We start from the raw sequence: 16,437 nt of genomic DNA, 5'->3' as shown, positions 1-16,437 counted from the left end.
TCCGCTGCAGTGCAATATAACTTTGCTATATCAAAAACAACGCAAGTTATGAAGACAATAATTGGATTGATAGCATTTATGGCAGCCGTCTCATCATTAAAGACAAAAGGCTACTCTGGGCAGACGCTCTGAACCGTTTGGCGGCGTTTGAGAACGGAAAAAGTAAAGTGACATTTCCGGTTGTGATATATAAGCTGAAAATCAATGCGAAACCGTTAAGAAATTGAACTCATTTCAAGATTTAAATTAAAGTAATTCAAATAAATAACATTTAAAAAATATCAATATTATGAAAGCAATTGTATTAAAGGAAGCAGGAAATGTAGACAATTTAGCATACGTAGAACTGGCAAAACCAACCATTAACGAAGGCGAAGTATTAATCCAAGTAAAAGCCATCAGCATCAATCCGGTAGATGTAAAAAGCCGCGCCGGAAAAGGAGTTTACGGAAGAATTAAAACAGAAAATCCATTGATTTTGGGTTGGGATATTTCCGGAATAGTAGAAGAAACTAAAAGTTCAGCTTTTAAAGTTGGCGATGAAGTTTTCGGAATGGTCAATTTTCCAGGCCACGGAAAAGCGTATGCAGAATATGTCGCAGCTCCGGCCCATCAATTAGCCCTAAAGCCCAAAAATATCTCTTTTGAAGACGCCGCGGCTTCCACTTTGGTTGCGCTAACTGCGTATCAGGCTTTGGTTCACCATGCGAATATTCAGCAAGGGCAAAATGTTTTGGTCCACGCAGCTTCTGGTGGAGTAGGACATATCGCTGTACAGATTGCCAAATATTTAGGGGCGAAAGTGACGGGAACTTCTTCCCCAAAAAATAAAGATTTTGTCTTGAGTTTAGGTGCAGATTCACATATCGATTATCACGTCTTCGACTGGAAATCAGCAGGCAGAACTTTTGATTTTGTATTGGATACAATTGGCGGGGACAATATCGACCATTCGCTCGAAGTGACCAAAGAAGGCGGTTCCATCATCAGTATTCCGACAGGTCTGAATGAAGATGTAACTTCAAAAGCAGAATCCAAAGGTGTGAAAGGTTATTTTATTCTTGTACAGTCCAGCGGAGAGGATATGAAACAGATCGCTTATTTATTGGAAAGTGGAGCCGTAAAACCTCATGTTTCCAGATCTTTTCCCTTTGAGCAAATGAGAGCAGCGCATCTGGAACAGGAAACGGGGAGAACGGTTGGTAAAATCGTGATTACTCTATAAAATTGTTTCAGCATTAAAATCAGGACTTTACTTTATTGTACCTGGGATCCTTTTTATATGCTCTTCGCGGTTGCAGCGCCACGCCTGGCCTTCTATCTGCAGGTGACGCTCTGGAAGCACAGATCGGGTCTATTGGATGTTGTATTATTAGCGGGATACAATAAGAGCCTTTTTTACAAAAGGCTCTTATGTATAAAGAAAAGTTTAAAAATAATTCGATAGGTGTGTTTGGTAATTAACCAGTTCATTTTCGATGTTGGGATTCTTAAAAACATCGTAAAATGCAAATGTTGGCAAGGTTTAACGTTGCTTCTTATCTAGGCTTTACACCGGAGTATCTCAGCGAAATCCGCAAAAAGAATTTTTCTTAAACCCGTTTAAGTTTTTCCGGCTCTCCATTTTCCAAATTTGTAGTATCAAATTAAAAAATAAGAAACATGGAAAAACGTATCAACATCAGCACAACGGAACCACAGGCATTCAAAGCAATGTTAGGATTGGAAGGTTATCTTTCAAAAATTGATATCTCACAAACGCTAAAAGAGCTCGTCAAAATCCGTGCATCACAGATCAACAGCTGTGCTTACTGTATCAGCATGCACACCAAGGATGCCATTAAAAATGGTGAAAAACCGGAGCGTATCTTTTTGTTGAGTGCCTGGAGGGAGGCTGCCAAATTTTTCACCGAGGAAGAGCAGGTCATACTGGCTATGACAGAGGAAATAACCCTTATCCACCAACATGGATTAAGTGAAGAAACCTACAGCAAGGCATCCCAAATTTTCTCCGAAAGCCAGATCGCTCAGATCATCATGCTCATCGTCACCATCAATGGCTGGAACCGCATTGCTTTGAGTACTCATCTGGAAATTGAAGATTAAAGATCAGGAATACAGGGGTCTGTAGCGATAACACAGAAGTATTTCTTTAGATCCCTTTATTCGACACTTTTTAAATTAAAAGCTGGTGTCAATGCACTGCTTTAAAAAATTTTTGATTGAAAACGATAGCGTAAATGGGAAAAGTGAACTCCACAACAAAGAAAATTTGAACTTCACAACAAAACGGCGTAACAGCTATTCCACGAATTTTGTAGAAGAATAAAAACAAAGGGTTATGTGGACAAAAAATAACATTCCTGATTTATCGGGGAAAATAGCAATCGTTACCGGATCAAATACTGGTATCGGATTCGAAACAGCAAAGGCATTGTATGCAGCAGGCGCACATGTGACCATTGCCGCACGGGATTTCCAGAAAGGAAAAGATGCGATTCAAAAAATCCAGTCCGAAACGGCTGGGATGGGAACATTGGACTATGGAATGCTCGACCTTGCAAACATCGGCCAGATTCGGCAGTTTGCAGATCACTTTATGCGAAAGCATACAAAACTGGATATGCTCATCAATAATGCCGGCGTAATGGTTCCCCCGGCCGCTAAAACGGATGACGGATTTGAATTGCAGTTCGGCGTAAACTTTATGGGGCACTTTGCGCTGACAGGATATTTGCTGCCGCTCATTAAGCAGACAGCCAATGCCCGGGTAGTGACTCTATCCAGTGGGGCGGCTACGTTGGTGGATAGCATAGATTTTGACAACCTCAGACTGGAAAAGAGCTATGATGAATGGCGTGAATATGCGGTGAGCAAGCTGGCAGATATATTGTTTACCTATGAGCTGGACAGGAGATTCAAAAATGCCCGTATGTCAGCCATTTCTGTGGCGGCGCATCCCGGCGTCACGCGAACCGATCTGCAGCGGAATATCCCGGGTGAAAATCTGGAAGGAATGTTTGCCGCATTTGATCAGGTGATGGAGCCATGGCAGGGTGCCCTGTCCAGCCTGTTTGCTGCGACAGATCCATCTGTCGAAGGCGGTAAATTCTATGGCCCGGACGGTCCGAAAGAATACGCGGGATATCCGGCCCTATCAAACCATCATACCGCAGCGATGAACGATGAAGCGCTTGCCAAAAGGCTCTGGGATTATGCGGAAAACGCCATACAATTGATCTACAAATTCCAATAATTGACCTACGAATTCAAATAATTGATCCGAAATGAACAATCAAACAGTTTTAGTAACCGGTGGTACCGGATTTTTAGGCGTTAATACTATTCTTGCACTACTTGAGCGGGGATTTACCGTAAGAACAACACTGCGCACGCTCGCCCGAAAAAACGAGATTCTAGATGCCCTTACAGCAGGAGGCATCAGCACGTTTGATCAGCTGTCTTTTTATGAGGCCGATCTGCTTTCCGACAACGGTTGGGATGAAGCGGCGCAGGGATGTGACTATGTCCTGCATGTGGCCTCGCCATTTGTCGCCGAGCAGCCTAAAGATGAAAATGAGCTGATTATCCCTGCAAGAGAAGGTACGTTGAGAGCGTTGAGAGCGGCGAAAAAAGCAGGAGTTAAGCGTGTCGTGCTCACATCCTCTTTTGCTGCGATCGGTTATAGCACCGATCCCAGAAATCATGTTTTTACAGAACTTGACTGGACGGATGAAAACGCACCGATACAGGCTTATATAAAATCAAAAACAATAGCAGAAAAGGCTGCATGGCAATTTATGGAGGATGCGGCCACAGCTATGGAGTTAACGGTCATCAATCCCGTCGGAATTTTTGGCCCTATGCTCGGCGGAATTTCCTCAGCTTCACTGGATACGGTCGTCAAGGGAATTATTGATGGGCTGATCACGGAAAATGCGCCCTTCACCTTCGGTGTGGTGGACGTACGCGATGTCGTTGATATCCATATCAAGGCGATGCTACATCCCAAAGCTGCCGGACAGCGATTTCTCGCAACATCGGAAGGGGCAATGTCTTTTTATGACGTAGCCGAACTGATCAAAAAAGAACGTCCCGAACTGGCCGGAAAAATTGCTTCCATGCAGCCCACTCCAGTCGAAGAGTATACGCAAATGTCTAACAAAAAAGCGACAGAAATGCTAGACTGGCATCCCCGTGTGAAAGAACAAGCGATACTTGCAAGCGTGGACAGTTTAAAATTTAGTCAGGTACAGGATTAATCGCTAGGGAACAGTATATTTGGTAAACCATGAAAGTAAACAACATCCAATCCTGCCACCTTGGCCCGGACATCTCTCCGGAAAACTATATACCGGAAAACTATTTTCTATACTTATTGAAGGGCGATATGACGGCTTACGACGGCGAAAAAAACTACACAATGACACCGGGCGACTATTGTATCGCCCGGAAAAATCATTTGGTACGTTATACGAAATACAAGGACAATGATGCGTTTGAAAAAATCATTATCACCCTGGATGAGGCATTCCTGAAGCGATTTCTTGAACGACATGTGTATGAAATCCAGCCATCAACCATCGGTGACTCCTTTATTTTTATACCGGAAAACAAGCTCATCAAGAATTTTATAATATCCCTGGAACCCTATTATACCGGTGATCTGGAGATCAATGCGGATTTTGTTGACGTCAAGAGGGAGGAATTGCTGATTATTCTATTGAAATCGAATCCTGACCTGATTCACATACTGTTCAATTTCTCGTCGCCTGATCGGATTAATTTAAAGGAATACATGAACAAAAATTTCAGGTTTAACATCAGCCTGGAAAAATTTGCATTTTTTACAGGGAGGAGCCTATCGACTTTCAAGCGGGATTTTCAACGCTTATTCGGAACGACCCCGGGCATCTGGCTCAAGAAAAAAAGACTGCAGGAAGCTTATTTTCAAATCGCCGAGCAATCCAAAAAACCAAGTGATGTCTATCTCGAAGTAGGTTTTGAAGATCTGTCGCATTTTTCCTATGCGTTCAAGAAAGAATTCGGAAAGACGCCAAATGAGATAGCAAAGCCCGTTTCAAATCGGATTTAATAACAATTGGCAAAAGTTCAACTAAAAATCCAGTTGACAGTGAGATTAAACTAAAAAACCTATCCCGGGCATTTCATGTATAATGTCGTTCTTGAAGCTGGAATAAGCTTTAAGGAAACCATCAGATTACATAAGTACATGACCTATTTCCTTTAAGAACTCTCTAAGCATTTCATATGTACTACCCTCCGCGGCTAAACCTTATCTTCCACAATCATTTTTCGATGTTCTCTACCCCAAATAATCATTTCCGAAATAATATTCCCGAAAGTCCTGCAATATGCAGTGGGTTCATATTCAATTAAAACAGGAGTATCGGGATAAACAGTTCGTTTAACCAACTTATTTAACTCCATATCTTTCAGTTCTTTTGAAAGCATTCTTGTCGTAATCCCGGGGATACTTCTTTCAATTTCGCGAAAACGTCGGTTGCCGTTGCAAAGCGAGTTAATGACAGCATTTCCCTTATAACTTTGTAAAAAAAATCAAAGAAATGAAAAAGTTGAATAACAAATTAGCCATCGTAACAGGTGGAAACAGCGGAATAGGATATGCAACCGCAAAAGAGTTAATCGCAGAAGGAGCACAAGTAATTATCACCGGAAGACGAAGAGAAGCCATTGAAAAGGCTGCTGAAGAGTTAGGGGCCATATCTTTTGTGGCGGATCAGGGAAAATTGGATGACATTGATCATTTCAAAACCGAAGTTGAAAAGCAATTCGGAAAAGTTGACATCCTGTTTATCAATGCCGGAATCACGGGAACTTTAGGTCCGATCGAAAATATGAATGCCGAGAATTTTGACAATGTAATGGGTATTAATTTCAGAGGAGCTTATTTTACCTTGAGCAAATTTATTCCCCTGTTGAACGATGGTGCTTCAGTGGTGTTCCTTTCATCCAACGTCGCGACCACCTCTAAACCCAATAGTTCGATTTACCAGGCAAGCAAAGCAGCATTGAATTCCATTGCAAAAACCGCTGCCGCAGAATTGGCACCAAGAAAAATCAGAGTAAATTTGGTCAGTCCGGGGCCTACAAAAACGGAGATTATGACCAAAGCAGGATTGGACGAAAAAACATTGGAAGGTCTTGATGAATGGTTAATCAGCGGAATCCCCTTACAAAAAATGGGAACTGCGGAAGATGTTGCCAAAGCTGTTATTTATCTGTCAGATAACAATGTGGCAAGTTTCATGACCGGAACGGAAATCCTTATTGATGGTGGAATGGTTTTATAATTTCAAAATCCCACACTGCGATTCCTCTCCCCCCAATCTTCTTTTCTATTAGAGGTTCCATTAACTGGAGCGTTCTTTTTGATGATATTGCTATGGAACAAATTGTTTACGAAAATATTTGAATTTTAAGAGATTTCAGCAATTTCGCCGACGCCAATAATATTAAGGAAGCCCGCTGGTTTAAATATCATTGATGATACCAACTTAAAAAGTGATCCTTTTAATGATTAATTTTGGAACTAAAATTCCAGTAATTGAAATATACTTTAAAACAAATGAAAACACTAGAAAATAAGACCGCTTTTATCACAGGCGGTACAAGAGGAATGGGAGAAGCAATTGTCAGACGTTTTGCTTCCGAAGGAGCCAATGTCGTATTCACCTACGCCAACTCAGCAGAAAAAGCTGAAAAGATGGTAGCGGAAATAGAAGCACAGGGGGTAAAAGCGCTTGCCATCCATGCTGATGCCTCAGAAGCAGGACGTTTAGAAAATGCACTGGATCAGGCTAATGCCAAATTCGGAAAGATTGATATCCTTGTAAATAATGCCGCTGTTGCCATTCCGGGAACAATCGACCAAGCGTCCCTTCAGGTTGAAGGCTACAATAAGATGATAGACGTGAATATCCGCGCCGTAGCTGAAGCGGTTAGAACAGTTATTAAATTTATGCCCGATGGCGGAAGAATCATCAACATAGGCTCCGTTGGTGGAAATAGAATTGGAGGCCCCGGCATGGCTGATTACGTTGCGACCAAAGCTGCGGTTTCGGCATACAGCAGAGGGCTTGCATGGGATCTCGGCTCAAGAAATATTACAGTGAATGCAATTCTGCCCGGCGCCACTGATACGGATATGATGCCAAAAGACGAGGAGATCCGTCAGGCTTATACAAATGCTATTCCGCTTAAGCGTCTTGGAAAGGTGGAGGAAATTGCTGCACTTGCAAACTTCCTTGCCGGACCTGAATCTTCCTATATTACCGGTAGCAGTATCGTAATTGACGGCGGTATCAGCGCATAACGTATGGCTATGAAAAATTTAAGTCATGAAGATCTCACTGCAATTGTCGAGATCAAAAACGTAATGGCCCGCTACACCAGGTTTGTCGATACAAAACAGTGGGATTCCTTTAAAGAATTATTTGACAAAAATGCCCATATGCTCTTCGAAGGAGAAAAAGGCGAGCGGCTTTTTGAGTTTAACAGTCCCGAAGAAATGGTGAATGTCACCGCACCTGTGCTGGAAGGTGGCCGCTCTGTCCATCATGTGCATAGCCCAGAAATTGAACTGTTGTCCGAACACCGTGCCACAGCGATATGGGCAATGGAAGATCTGATCAACTTTGCTAAGCGGGAAGAGATTCCCTACAAAAAGCTGCATGGTTTTGGTCATTACCATCTAGAATTGCTTAAAACAGAACAAGGGTGGAAGATCACCAGACTTCAGCTTATAAGAACCATATTGGATATTTTGGTTTAGACTACTATCAATTAATAAGGGGAACCGGGTTTCTGAAATGGAACCCGGTTTTTTATCATTTTAAAATGGAAAGTGTGTGTCCGATCATTTTGCGGCAGGCCTCTTCATCCATCCCCGCTTTGGTGGATACGACTATTCCTGACATAGTGTTTACCAAAGAGTCGGTGACAGTTTCTATATCGAGATTGCTGTGCGAAGGAGAGGAGTTCTTGAGCATTTCCAGGAAATGTAATATTGCATCCCTGCTGTCGTTGTAGCTTTGCCGGATGATCTGGAGGGCCTGCTCATCGTGCGGGCCGAACTCAATGATGGAGTTAACAAGGAAACATCCATTGGGCATTCCGGGTTGGTAGCATCCTTTGACAGCCAGATCGAAGATCTTGCTGATACCCTCCCTCGGGTTTTTGGCATTGCGCCTGATCTGCTCAAGGGCGTCAGTGGTTAATTTTGAATAACGATGGAGAGCCCTTATTAAAAGACCGCGTTTGTCACCAAATGTTGCATACAGGCTTGAGCGGCTGATCTTAAGGTGGTTGACGAGTTCTTCAGGTGAGGTTGCATGATAACCCAGCTGCTGAAAAAGAACAATCGATCTGTCCAGTATATCTTCTTCAATAAAATTTTTTTTTCTGCCCATCGTAATAAAAACTGTAATGCACACCGCTTGATAGACAAATTTAAGGTTTTATTATTTACTGTTAGCCTGGCAGTATCACGGGAGGAACCACCTAAGATTTAAAATTAAGAGCAAAAAAAATCAACGAGTTGACTGCCTGATCGTTGAAAATATTTTAATAATTTTAATAAAAAAATATGAAAGATATTAATGTCATTCCTTTGACCGCAGAAAATACGCGGGCCCTGCAGGACACCATATATGTGATCGGAGGGAAGTGGAAGTTACCTATTCTGTTTTCAATCTGCAATGGCAATAAGCATTTTAAGGATATTCAACGCAGTATTCCGGGGATTACTACAAGAATGCTATCCAGGAGTTTAAAAGAGCTTCTGGATAATAAGATTATTACAAGAAGAGCGTATTCTGAAAGTCCTGTCATCATCGAATACGAATTTACTGAATATTCCAAAGAATACGCCTTACTGATAAACCAGATGATCGAGTGGGGAAAAAGGCACCGTAAATTAATTATTGAAAGTATCTAGCGCTTTCAATAAGTTTATCTTCTGGCTTTTAAACAAAAAATCTTATCAATTCTGATAAGATTTTTTGTTACCGGGCAATCAAGCAGTATATCTGCCAAAAGTTATCATGCTGCAAACCTACTGCAAACTAACAACAATCTTACCGGTTGTATGGTTTGTCTCCATTTCCTGATGAGCTAGCGCCATTTCTTCAAGTTTAAATGTTTTTGAAACGTGCGGTCGAAGGATACCCTTGCCCATTAAATGGGCCAAAGCTTTTATGTCCGTTCCACTTGATATTACTGCGTTGTAGAAAATGTTGACATTTTTTTCTTTTGCCAAAACTTCCCATTTTGTTCCCTCGATGTGGTTCCATAAACTCAGTAGGTTTCCGCCCGGCTTTAGCAACTTGATGGTCTGCTCGATATGTTCATCACGCAAGGCCTCAATTACATAATCCACAGGCTGAAGGATATCCAGAAAATTTGTTGTCTGATAATCTATAAATTCATCTGCACCAAGCTCCATAAGGAGCTCTTTTTTTGAACCTGAGGCTATCGCAATAACATATGCTCCGAAGCTCTTCGCAATCTGAATGGCCAGATGCCCGACACCGCCACCTGCTGCTGTGATCAGAACTCGGTCTCCGGGTTTAATTTTGACTTTATTTAGAGGTTGCCAAGTCGTTAAAGCTGCAAGAGGCGCAGCGGCAGCTTGCTGATAAGAGATATTTTCCGGTTTCAGCGCAATATCCCTGATACGGGCAACTACATATTCTGCATACCCTTTGGCATGTCCCGGGCTGCTGGAAGTCGGGAAATTGAGCAGACCAAAAACTGCGTTTCCTACTTCAAAGTCTGATACACCTTCACCCAGCTCCACAATATCACCCGCAACATCCCAGCCCAGTATTTTAGGTGATTCACCGTTAAATATATAATCCAATGCTACATTTGTCCTGGCATAAATATCTGTAGGATTGATTCCTATAGCCTTTGCTTTTATCAATACTTCACCTTTACCAGGACTAGGAACGGGTAGATCTTTTAATTCCAATTGCGAAACATCACCCTGCTTTTTTAAAATAACTGCTTTCATTTTTCTGTATTAAAAACTAATACAAAATTAGGAAGATAGCACTGTCGATTTATTGCCAATATCATCAATGATACTAAGCGCTGCACGTTCTTTGCCAGTAAAACGCTCCGCCTTTACCAGATTTTTTCCCGCGGTTTGAAAAAAGCGGATTGCATTTTCTTCTTCAGGAGCGGAGGAATTGGATAGATCGATTACGATCTCTGTATTTTCCAGCGCCTGGGAAAGACCTTCTCCCGTCATGAGATCCTCTCCATGTGAACGCGAGCCAATGACCACCTGATGACCAAGGATTGCCAGCTTTTTTGGGACCAGTCTCCCGGTAAGACCTGTACACTCACCTAGGCGCGTCTATGTATGGACAACCAACTTAAAACCTTTACCGCGAATATTAACGATCTTAATGGCTGGATCTGCTTCCAGAAATTTGCGCAGTTTACTGATAAAAACATCCATGCTACGGCTATTAAAATAACTGTCATCTCCCCAGACATAATCCAGGGCGACCTTACGGTCGAGTACAGCATCGCGGTGGTCGATCAGCAATTTTAACAGCTGGGCTTCTTTGTAGGAAAGCAGCTGCTGCCGGTCGCCGAGGCTCAGATGAAGGTTTTTGAAGCTAAACCGGAATTTGCCGAGGGTATATTCGCCATCGCGTGTACCTGATGGTTTCGTCAGGGACTGTCTGTTCAGCAGGGCGCGCATCCGGATGATCAGCTCTTCCATACTGAACGGTTTTTTGATGTAGTCATTGGCTCCGGCTTCGAAGCCGGTCGCCAGGTCCTGAATGGCGGACTTGGCCGTCAGAAAGATAATGGGCACCTCACTGCTGAGCCCACGTACTTCCTGCGCCAGCGTAAAGCCATCTTTGTAAGGCATCATGACATCAAATATACAGATATCGGGCCGCGCGACACAATACGAAGAATAGGCTTTGAGCCCGTCCACAGCCCAGACGACCTCAAAGTCACGGAGCTCCAGCGCTTCTTTGATCAGTTTACCCATCATGGGTTCATCTTCAGCCAATAGTACTTTTATTTTATTCATACAGTCGATAACATTCAATTAAGATTTAACCGGAATATGCAGGATAAACGTGGTCCCTTTGCCGACCTGGCTCTCCACCCGGATCGTGCCGCCATGTAGCTCCACGATTTTTTTTACGTACGATAAACCCAGCCCAAATCCTTTTGTCGCATGCACGTTGCCCTTGGGCACACGGAAGAACTGATCAAATACGCGGTCAACATAGTCCTTGGGAATGCCGATACCATTGTCGGAAAAGGAGAGGCGCAGGTACTCTTTTTGCAGGCTGACATCCACGCGGATATCGGGGGCCTGATCGCTGTACTTCAGGCTATTGTCGAGCAGATTGTACAGGATGTTTTCCAGATGGGCCTTGTCCACATCGACCAATGGAAAATCATTGGCAATCGTCAGGGACAATGTGCCCTGCGCGTCCTCGAGTTTGGACCGTGTCTGCCGGCGGAAATCATCGAGGATCTGCCTGAAATCTGTGGGCTCTTTTTGCAGCATATAGGGATTGTCCTGCGCCAGCCGAAGTACGGTCTCGATCATGGATGATACACGCTTCAGTTCGGCTCCGCAGATCTGCAGATATTCATCCAGCTTCTGGGGATTGTCTTTGATCCCAAATTTGCTCATGAGCTCCACCGCCAGGCTCGCCGTTGCGATGGGGGTCTTGAATTCATGGGTCATATTCGAGATAAAATCATTCTTGATCTCGGTCATCTGCTTCTCGCGGTTGAAGGAATTGATCAGGGCAAGTGCTGTATAAAAAAGCATGCCCAAAATAAGCAGGGACACAAATAGCAACCATTTCATGCCTTCTAAACTATTCAGCACGTCTGGTTCGACCGTAATCTCTGCCAGGTAGGCGGGACTGATGGCGCTCCGCACCTGCAGGTACTGCCCGACGGAGTCCAATGGCTTTTTTAAGCTATCCTGTATGGCGCAAAAAGAGACCTTAAAGCGATTCTTCAGTTGTAATTCATCAAAATTGCTGCCGATCAGCGAGTCCAGCAGCTGGCCAATGACTAGCGTATCCACGTCGTTTTGTGTGGATTCAGTGGAATAGACCTTCACGATAGAATTGGCGAATGGCTTCTTCTGCGGGACAGTCTGAACAGGGGTATCTGGCAAATGACGGGTCGTGAACTTGATGTGCTTGGGCCGCTTGCCTGCCAGATCGGCTCTCATGATCGAATCAATCAGCTTTTTTTCCGCATTTTTCGCGCCCGCCGCAATATTCATGGTAAACTCATGGGCGATCTTTTTGGAAGGTGCCGCCACACTTTTTTTATCTATGGAGTCCGTCTTGATCTCCCGGTGGATCTGTACGTCCTTTAGCTGGTTGTTGGAGACCTGGTCGAGTATGCCACCCATCGCACGCAGGATAGAGGACTGCTCTTTGGACAGTGAGCTATCTATACCAAAATATGTCTTGAGCCGCACCACATCTATGGCATCTTTGACGGCGCTCTGGACGACCATCTTTTCCTTTTGCTGATTGATCCTGAACGCATTGGACAACCAGAATGCCTGCATGACGATCACAGCGATCGTGCTGGCAATCAACAGGGTGATAATAACGCGTGTTTTTTGATGTGTAGTCATAATTAATCCTACAATGCTAGCTAAAATCTGCGAAAAACAAGGATCTGCTAACAGTTCATAACATTACTTAACAGTAGTTAACAATTCGGGCTCCGATTAACAGTAATTAACAAAGCCATTGGAGCGCGACCTACCGTTCCATTCTACTTTTGGTGCATTGACATCCTAAAAGTAATAAAAATGAACACAACAAAATTTTCGATGGCCGTGATTATCGGTCTGCTGCTCTTAGGCCAGCAGCTGTTGGCGCAACACAACCAGGTGAATATGTTTATCAAATACGATTTTGAACATATCGCCGACAGCAGTAAAAGAACGGAACCCATTACGCGTTCGGTATACCTGTACATCGCTGATGAGAATTCCTATTACGCCATGGCACCTATGGAAAAAAGCCAGCCACAGGGCGCTTTCCACATGAGTATGGATGCCGTTGACCAATCTGATGCACTGGTCAATCTCTATACGCCTTTTGCTGCTGGCGAGGCACCCTGTCTGGTCGCCATGCTGGGCCGCCTGTATAAAGTACAGCCCAATAAAGGCTATAAAATCGACTGGACGATCACCGACGAAAAGAAGGATATCGGCGGCTATACCTGCCACAAGGCCACCGGCCAATTCGGCGGCCGCAACTATGTGGCCTGGTTTACGGAAGAAATCCCATTTCCGGTAGGACCGTGGAAGCTTCATGGCTTACCGGGCGCGATTCTCGAAGCGGCAGATTCTACCAATGAGGTGCGCTTTCGCTATGCGGGACTGGACAAGGTGATGGACCGGATAACCTTGATGGACATCGATAAGTTGCCCGAGCTCCCGTACGACAAATACCGGAAGGCACTTGAAAACAGCAAATCGAATAAACTGGGCGCCATGATGGCTCAATTGCCTCCGGGCGCTGTTGTCAAATTCAAGACCCAGGATGGCAGGGAAATCTCCCGGGAGCAGGCCGAGGCACTGATGAAGGAGAAAGGGAAAGACAAACAGCAATTCCAGCTGAATAACCCTGTCGAACGTACTATTAATTAAGGATCCGGATGAAAAGTTTCTTATGTAGCTTATGTCTGGCCATGGGCCCCACGGTGTTATTTGCCCAGGAGCAAATCGCGGGAACCATCAGCAGCAGCAAACAGGCCGTACCTTATGCCACCATTGTCATCGGCTATGCCAAAAGCAGCCTCCAGACGGTCCGGAGCAATAGCAAAGGGGAGTATGTGTTCAATCTGACCAAAGAAGATAGGGCAAAGGTTCAGTGGATCGAGGTCAGCCATATTTCATACGAAAAAATCCGTAAGGAGTATAAGGATATCGGCAAAAGAATGGACTTTGAGCTGGTCAGAAAGTCCATTCAGCTCGCGGATGTCACGGTCAAGAGCAAGCCGCTGGCTGTGTGCCGTGCCGGTGATACCACCCGCTACGCGGTGAATAACTTTGCTTCGCCCGAAGATCGGAACATCGGGGATGTGCTGCGCCGTATGCCCGGTATAGAGGTGGACGACAACGGCGTCATCAAACATAATGGCAAGACCGTCAGCCGCATGTACGTGGACGGCGACAACGTGTTTCAGAATGGCTATGGTGTCGGCACCAGGACCATACAGCCCAAGGCGGTAAAGTCCGTGGACCTCATACAGAATCATGAGCATAAAAAGGTGAAACAGGGCGTAAGCAATTCCGAAGACGTGGCTTTGAACCTGGTCCTCAATGAAGACGCCAGAATGATCTGGTCGGGTGAAGCCACACTGGGACTGGCAGCTCCGGCCGATGCTTTTGTCAATGGGAATGCCATGAGCTTTAAAAAGAAATATAAGACACTGAATACCCTGCAATACAATTCAATCGGTGAGGGCATCGACAATGATGTCGAACCGACCAGTTCATTCAACCTCACCGAACCGATCGCTGCTGCAACGCCCTCTGTGCCAAAGAACAAATACTACGACAACCGGTCTCTGGCACTTAATGTCAATCAATTTTATAAATCGTCCGAGCGCTGGACAGCCAGTCTGAATGGCAACCTATGGGCCGACCGTGAGCGGCGCAGTAGCGATGGGACGCAGAGATACCTGCTGGCCGATGGCAATCAGGTCACTTACACCAATACGTACCATACGACCAAAAAGCCCTTTTTTGGCCGCGCAGGCTTCACTTTGGAGGGCAACGATAACAGGTTTTATTTTAAAAACAGCCTCAGCTATAAAGCCGAAAACCAAAATCATCATACCTGGCTGCTGGACGACAGCACTCGCTATGATCAGTGGGGCCGGGACCGGCTGAGCTTTATCTCAGAATCCATGGAATACACGCCGCAGCTAAAGAACAAGGATCTGCTGACTTTCAACCTCGATGTGGCGCGCAAATGGCATCGGGACCGGCTGGAAGTGCTGCCCGGTGTGATGGCTGACTACCTGAATCAATCGCAGCCTTACGATGCCGTCCGCCAGTCCATTACACTGCCGCAGACCAACGGCAATATTCAGGTCGCTTACACACGCAACAGGTCGAGCTTGAAGCGGACATACTTCGCGGGCCTGCGTTACCTCAGCAAAGAGCTGGGCTCGGTATTGAACCTGGTCAAAGATGGGAGTGTATACGCGCATGAAAATTTTCCGGATAATGATTTGCTGTGGAGACAAGCTCAGGCTTCTGCGGGCATAAAGCTGGACTGGAAAAATAAAGATTTTATATTTTCCGGAAACTTCCCGCTGACCGCGAATAGATGGAATATGGAGGACCGCCAAGCGGACGGAACAAGCTTGACCAAAAAATTGCTGTTTACACCAGCTGTTTCCCTGCAGGCTTTCTTACCAAACCGGGACAATTTCCTGCTGACGCTACGTTTCAACCGGGAAAATTCGGATCTGGACCAGCTCTACCCAAACCCGATACTGAGTAATTTTAGGGAAATCAAAAGTTTCGATGCACCACTGTATTTCACTTCAAGTCAGTCTTATATCTTGCGCTATGCTCTGGAGCGGCCGATCAGCTTATTGTATGTCAACGTAACGGCCTCGCATCTGAAAACGAAAACCGATTATCTGCTGGGACAGGAAGTGGCACCACAGGGAATCATCAGCAAATTGATCCCTCAGGCCAATCATACCAGCAGTAATGCCTTGACGCTGGGTATTTCCAAATCCTTTTTGAAAGAAGGTGTTTTTCTGGGCTTTAACGGGGGGATCAATCAAAACAAATACCAGCAATTGTTGAATGAGCAATTGGTGTCTGCAACAAGCATGGCGCTGAACGTAAGCCCGAGGCTCGAATACAAGGGCATCTCGCATACGACATTGTCCTATCAGTACGCTTATAGCAGGCTGCTGAATAAACTGAAAGGTCAGCACGAGCAACAGTCCAGCGAGTTTACCTCACAAACACATAGCCTGAGCGTACTGTATATGGTGGGTACCTATTTATTTGTAAAAGGTGCATGGAATTATGGAAGTTACCGAAGCAGCGCACTTGATCCGTTTGCCAACGGCTTCCTGGACGCCTCAATCCGCTACCAGCCCCTCAAAAGTAAACATAGCCTCGAGCTGAATGTGAACAATATCCTCAATAAGAGACTGTACTCGAGCTATAGTATCAGTGCAAATCTGGAAAACCGCCAGGCCATTCCATTGCGGGGCTTCCAGTCCGTGTTAAAATATAGCTTCTTGTTTTGATGTTTTTACCGGAGCATCACCGGGATGAAGGGCAAACGCAGGCCAGCAAGAAAGCTTAATTATTGCAAACGAACACGGCTTTGG

The 16,437-nt window shown here is 44.8% G+C and carries 17 protein-coding genes; 11 read left to right on the top strand and 6 right to left on the bottom strand.

Going from position 1 to position 16,437, the window contains the following annotated elements; all coding sequences use genetic code 11:
* Positions 1–289 precede the first annotated feature (289 nt).
* The 5 genes from K7A41_RS12470 to K7A41_RS12450 all read left to right on the top strand — a co-directional run bounded on the left by K7A41_RS12470 (position 290) and on the right by K7A41_RS12450 (position 5,095).
* Positions 290–1,225: an NADP-dependent oxidoreductase gene (locus tag K7A41_RS12470; protein ID WP_265713938.1), complete on the top strand. Its 936-nt coding sequence runs from the start codon at positions 290–292 to the stop codon at positions 1,223–1,225.
* A gap of 437 nt (positions 1,226–1,662) precedes the next feature.
* On the top strand, positions 1,663–2,106 hold the full coding sequence (locus tag K7A41_RS12465; protein WP_265713937.1) for a carboxymuconolactone decarboxylase family protein: 444 nt from the start codon (positions 1,663–1,665) through the stop codon (positions 2,104–2,106).
* A gap of 235 nt (positions 2,107–2,341) precedes the next feature.
* Positions 2,342–3,256: an oxidoreductase gene (locus K7A41_RS12460; protein ID WP_265713936.1), complete on the top strand. Its 915-nt coding sequence runs from the start codon at positions 2,342–2,344 to the stop codon at positions 3,254–3,256.
* Positions 3,257–3,287: 31 nt separating this feature from the next.
* On the top strand, positions 3,288–4,262 hold the full coding sequence (locus tag K7A41_RS12455; RefSeq protein WP_265713935.1) for an SDR family oxidoreductase: 975 nt from the start codon (positions 3,288–3,290) through the stop codon (positions 4,260–4,262).
* A gap of 29 nt (positions 4,263–4,291) precedes the next feature.
* Positions 4,292–5,095 carry a helix-turn-helix domain-containing protein gene (locus tag K7A41_RS12450; protein WP_265713934.1) on the top strand — a complete coding sequence of 268 codons (804 nt, stop codon included), beginning with the start codon at positions 4,292–4,294 and terminating at the stop codon, positions 5,093–5,095.
* A 194-nt stretch (positions 5,096–5,289) separates the two neighbouring features.
* Here K7A41_RS12450 and K7A41_RS23760 read toward each other — a convergent pair whose 3' ends face one another.
* Positions 5,290–5,547 (bottom strand): winged helix-turn-helix transcriptional regulator, encoded by a 258-nt coding sequence (locus tag K7A41_RS23760; protein WP_416221950.1) that lies wholly within the window; start codon positions 5,545–5,547, stop codon positions 5,290–5,292.
* Between the two features lie 41 nt (positions 5,548–5,588).
* Between K7A41_RS23760 and K7A41_RS12445 the strand changes: the two genes are divergently transcribed.
* The 3 genes from K7A41_RS12445 (at position 5,589) to K7A41_RS12435 (ending at position 7,816) form a co-directional block, all read left to right on the top strand.
* Entirely contained in the window at positions 5,589–6,335 is a 747-nt protein-coding gene (locus K7A41_RS12445; RefSeq protein WP_265713933.1) for an SDR family oxidoreductase, read from the top strand.
* 275 nt (positions 6,336–6,610) lie between these two features.
* Positions 6,611–7,357, top strand: a complete 747-nt coding sequence (locus K7A41_RS12440) for an SDR family NAD(P)-dependent oxidoreductase (protein ID WP_265713932.1) — start codon at positions 6,611–6,613, stop codon at positions 7,355–7,357.
* A gap of 9 nt (positions 7,358–7,366) precedes the next feature.
* Positions 7,367–7,816, top strand: a complete 450-nt coding sequence (locus tag K7A41_RS12435; RefSeq protein ID WP_265713931.1) for a nuclear transport factor 2 family protein — start codon at positions 7,367–7,369, stop codon at positions 7,814–7,816.
* A gap of 55 nt (positions 7,817–7,871) precedes the next feature.
* Here the strand turns inward: K7A41_RS12435 and K7A41_RS12430 are convergent, their stop codons facing one another.
* Positions 7,872–8,453 (bottom strand): TetR/AcrR family transcriptional regulator, encoded by a 582-nt coding sequence (locus tag K7A41_RS12430; RefSeq protein ID WP_265713930.1) that lies wholly within the window; start codon positions 8,451–8,453, stop codon positions 7,872–7,874.
* A 176-nt stretch (positions 8,454–8,629) separates the two neighbouring features.
* On the opposite strand from K7A41_RS12430, the gene K7A41_RS12425 reads away from it, so the two are divergent.
* Positions 8,630–8,980: a winged helix-turn-helix transcriptional regulator gene (locus tag K7A41_RS12425; RefSeq protein WP_265713929.1), complete on the top strand. Its 351-nt coding sequence runs from the start codon at positions 8,630–8,632 to the stop codon at positions 8,978–8,980.
* Positions 8,981–9,097: 117 nt separating this feature from the next.
* Here K7A41_RS12425 and K7A41_RS12420 read toward each other — a convergent pair whose 3' ends face one another.
* The 4 genes from K7A41_RS12420 to K7A41_RS12405 all read right to left on the bottom strand — a co-directional run bounded on the left by K7A41_RS12420 (position 9,098) and on the right by K7A41_RS12405 (position 12,691).
* Positions 9,098–10,057: an NADP-dependent oxidoreductase gene (locus K7A41_RS12420; protein WP_265713928.1), complete on the bottom strand. Its 960-nt coding sequence runs from the start codon at positions 10,055–10,057 to the stop codon at positions 9,098–9,100.
* A 27-nt stretch (positions 10,058–10,084) separates the two neighbouring features.
* On the bottom strand, positions 10,085–10,297 hold the full coding sequence (locus tag K7A41_RS12415; RefSeq protein ID WP_265713927.1) for a hypothetical protein: 213 nt from the start codon (positions 10,295–10,297) through the stop codon (positions 10,085–10,087).
* A 108-nt stretch (positions 10,298–10,405) separates the two neighbouring features.
* On the bottom strand, positions 10,406–11,101 hold the full coding sequence (locus tag K7A41_RS12410) for a response regulator transcription factor (RefSeq protein WP_265713926.1): 696 nt from the start codon (positions 11,099–11,101) through the stop codon (positions 10,406–10,408).
* Between the two features lie 18 nt (positions 11,102–11,119).
* Positions 11,120–12,691: a sensor histidine kinase gene (locus K7A41_RS12405; RefSeq protein ID WP_265713925.1), complete on the bottom strand. Its 1,572-nt coding sequence runs from the start codon at positions 12,689–12,691 to the stop codon at positions 11,120–11,122.
* Positions 12,692–12,871: 180 nt separating this feature from the next.
* On the opposite strand from K7A41_RS12405, the gene K7A41_RS12400 reads away from it, so the two are divergent.
* Together K7A41_RS12400 and K7A41_RS12395 are read left to right on the top strand one after the other, a co-directional pair.
* Complete coding sequence (locus tag K7A41_RS12400) at positions 12,872–13,717, top strand: GLPGLI family protein (RefSeq protein ID WP_265713924.1); 846 nt, start codon at positions 12,872–12,874, stop codon at positions 13,715–13,717.
* A gap of 8 nt (positions 13,718–13,725) precedes the next feature.
* Entirely contained in the window at positions 13,726–16,353 is a 2,628-nt protein-coding gene (locus tag K7A41_RS12395; protein ID WP_265713923.1) for a hypothetical protein, read from the top strand.
* Positions 16,354–16,437 lie beyond the last annotated feature (84 nt).

The organism is Sphingobacterium sp. InxBP1 (assembly GCF_026191775.1).
Taxonomy (GTDB): Bacteria; Bacteroidota; Bacteroidia; order Sphingobacteriales; family Sphingobacteriaceae; genus Sphingobacterium; species Sphingobacterium thalpophilum.
The sequence above is the reverse complement of the archived record's forward strand: the minus strand, read 5'-3'. Positions and strand labels throughout refer to the sequence as shown.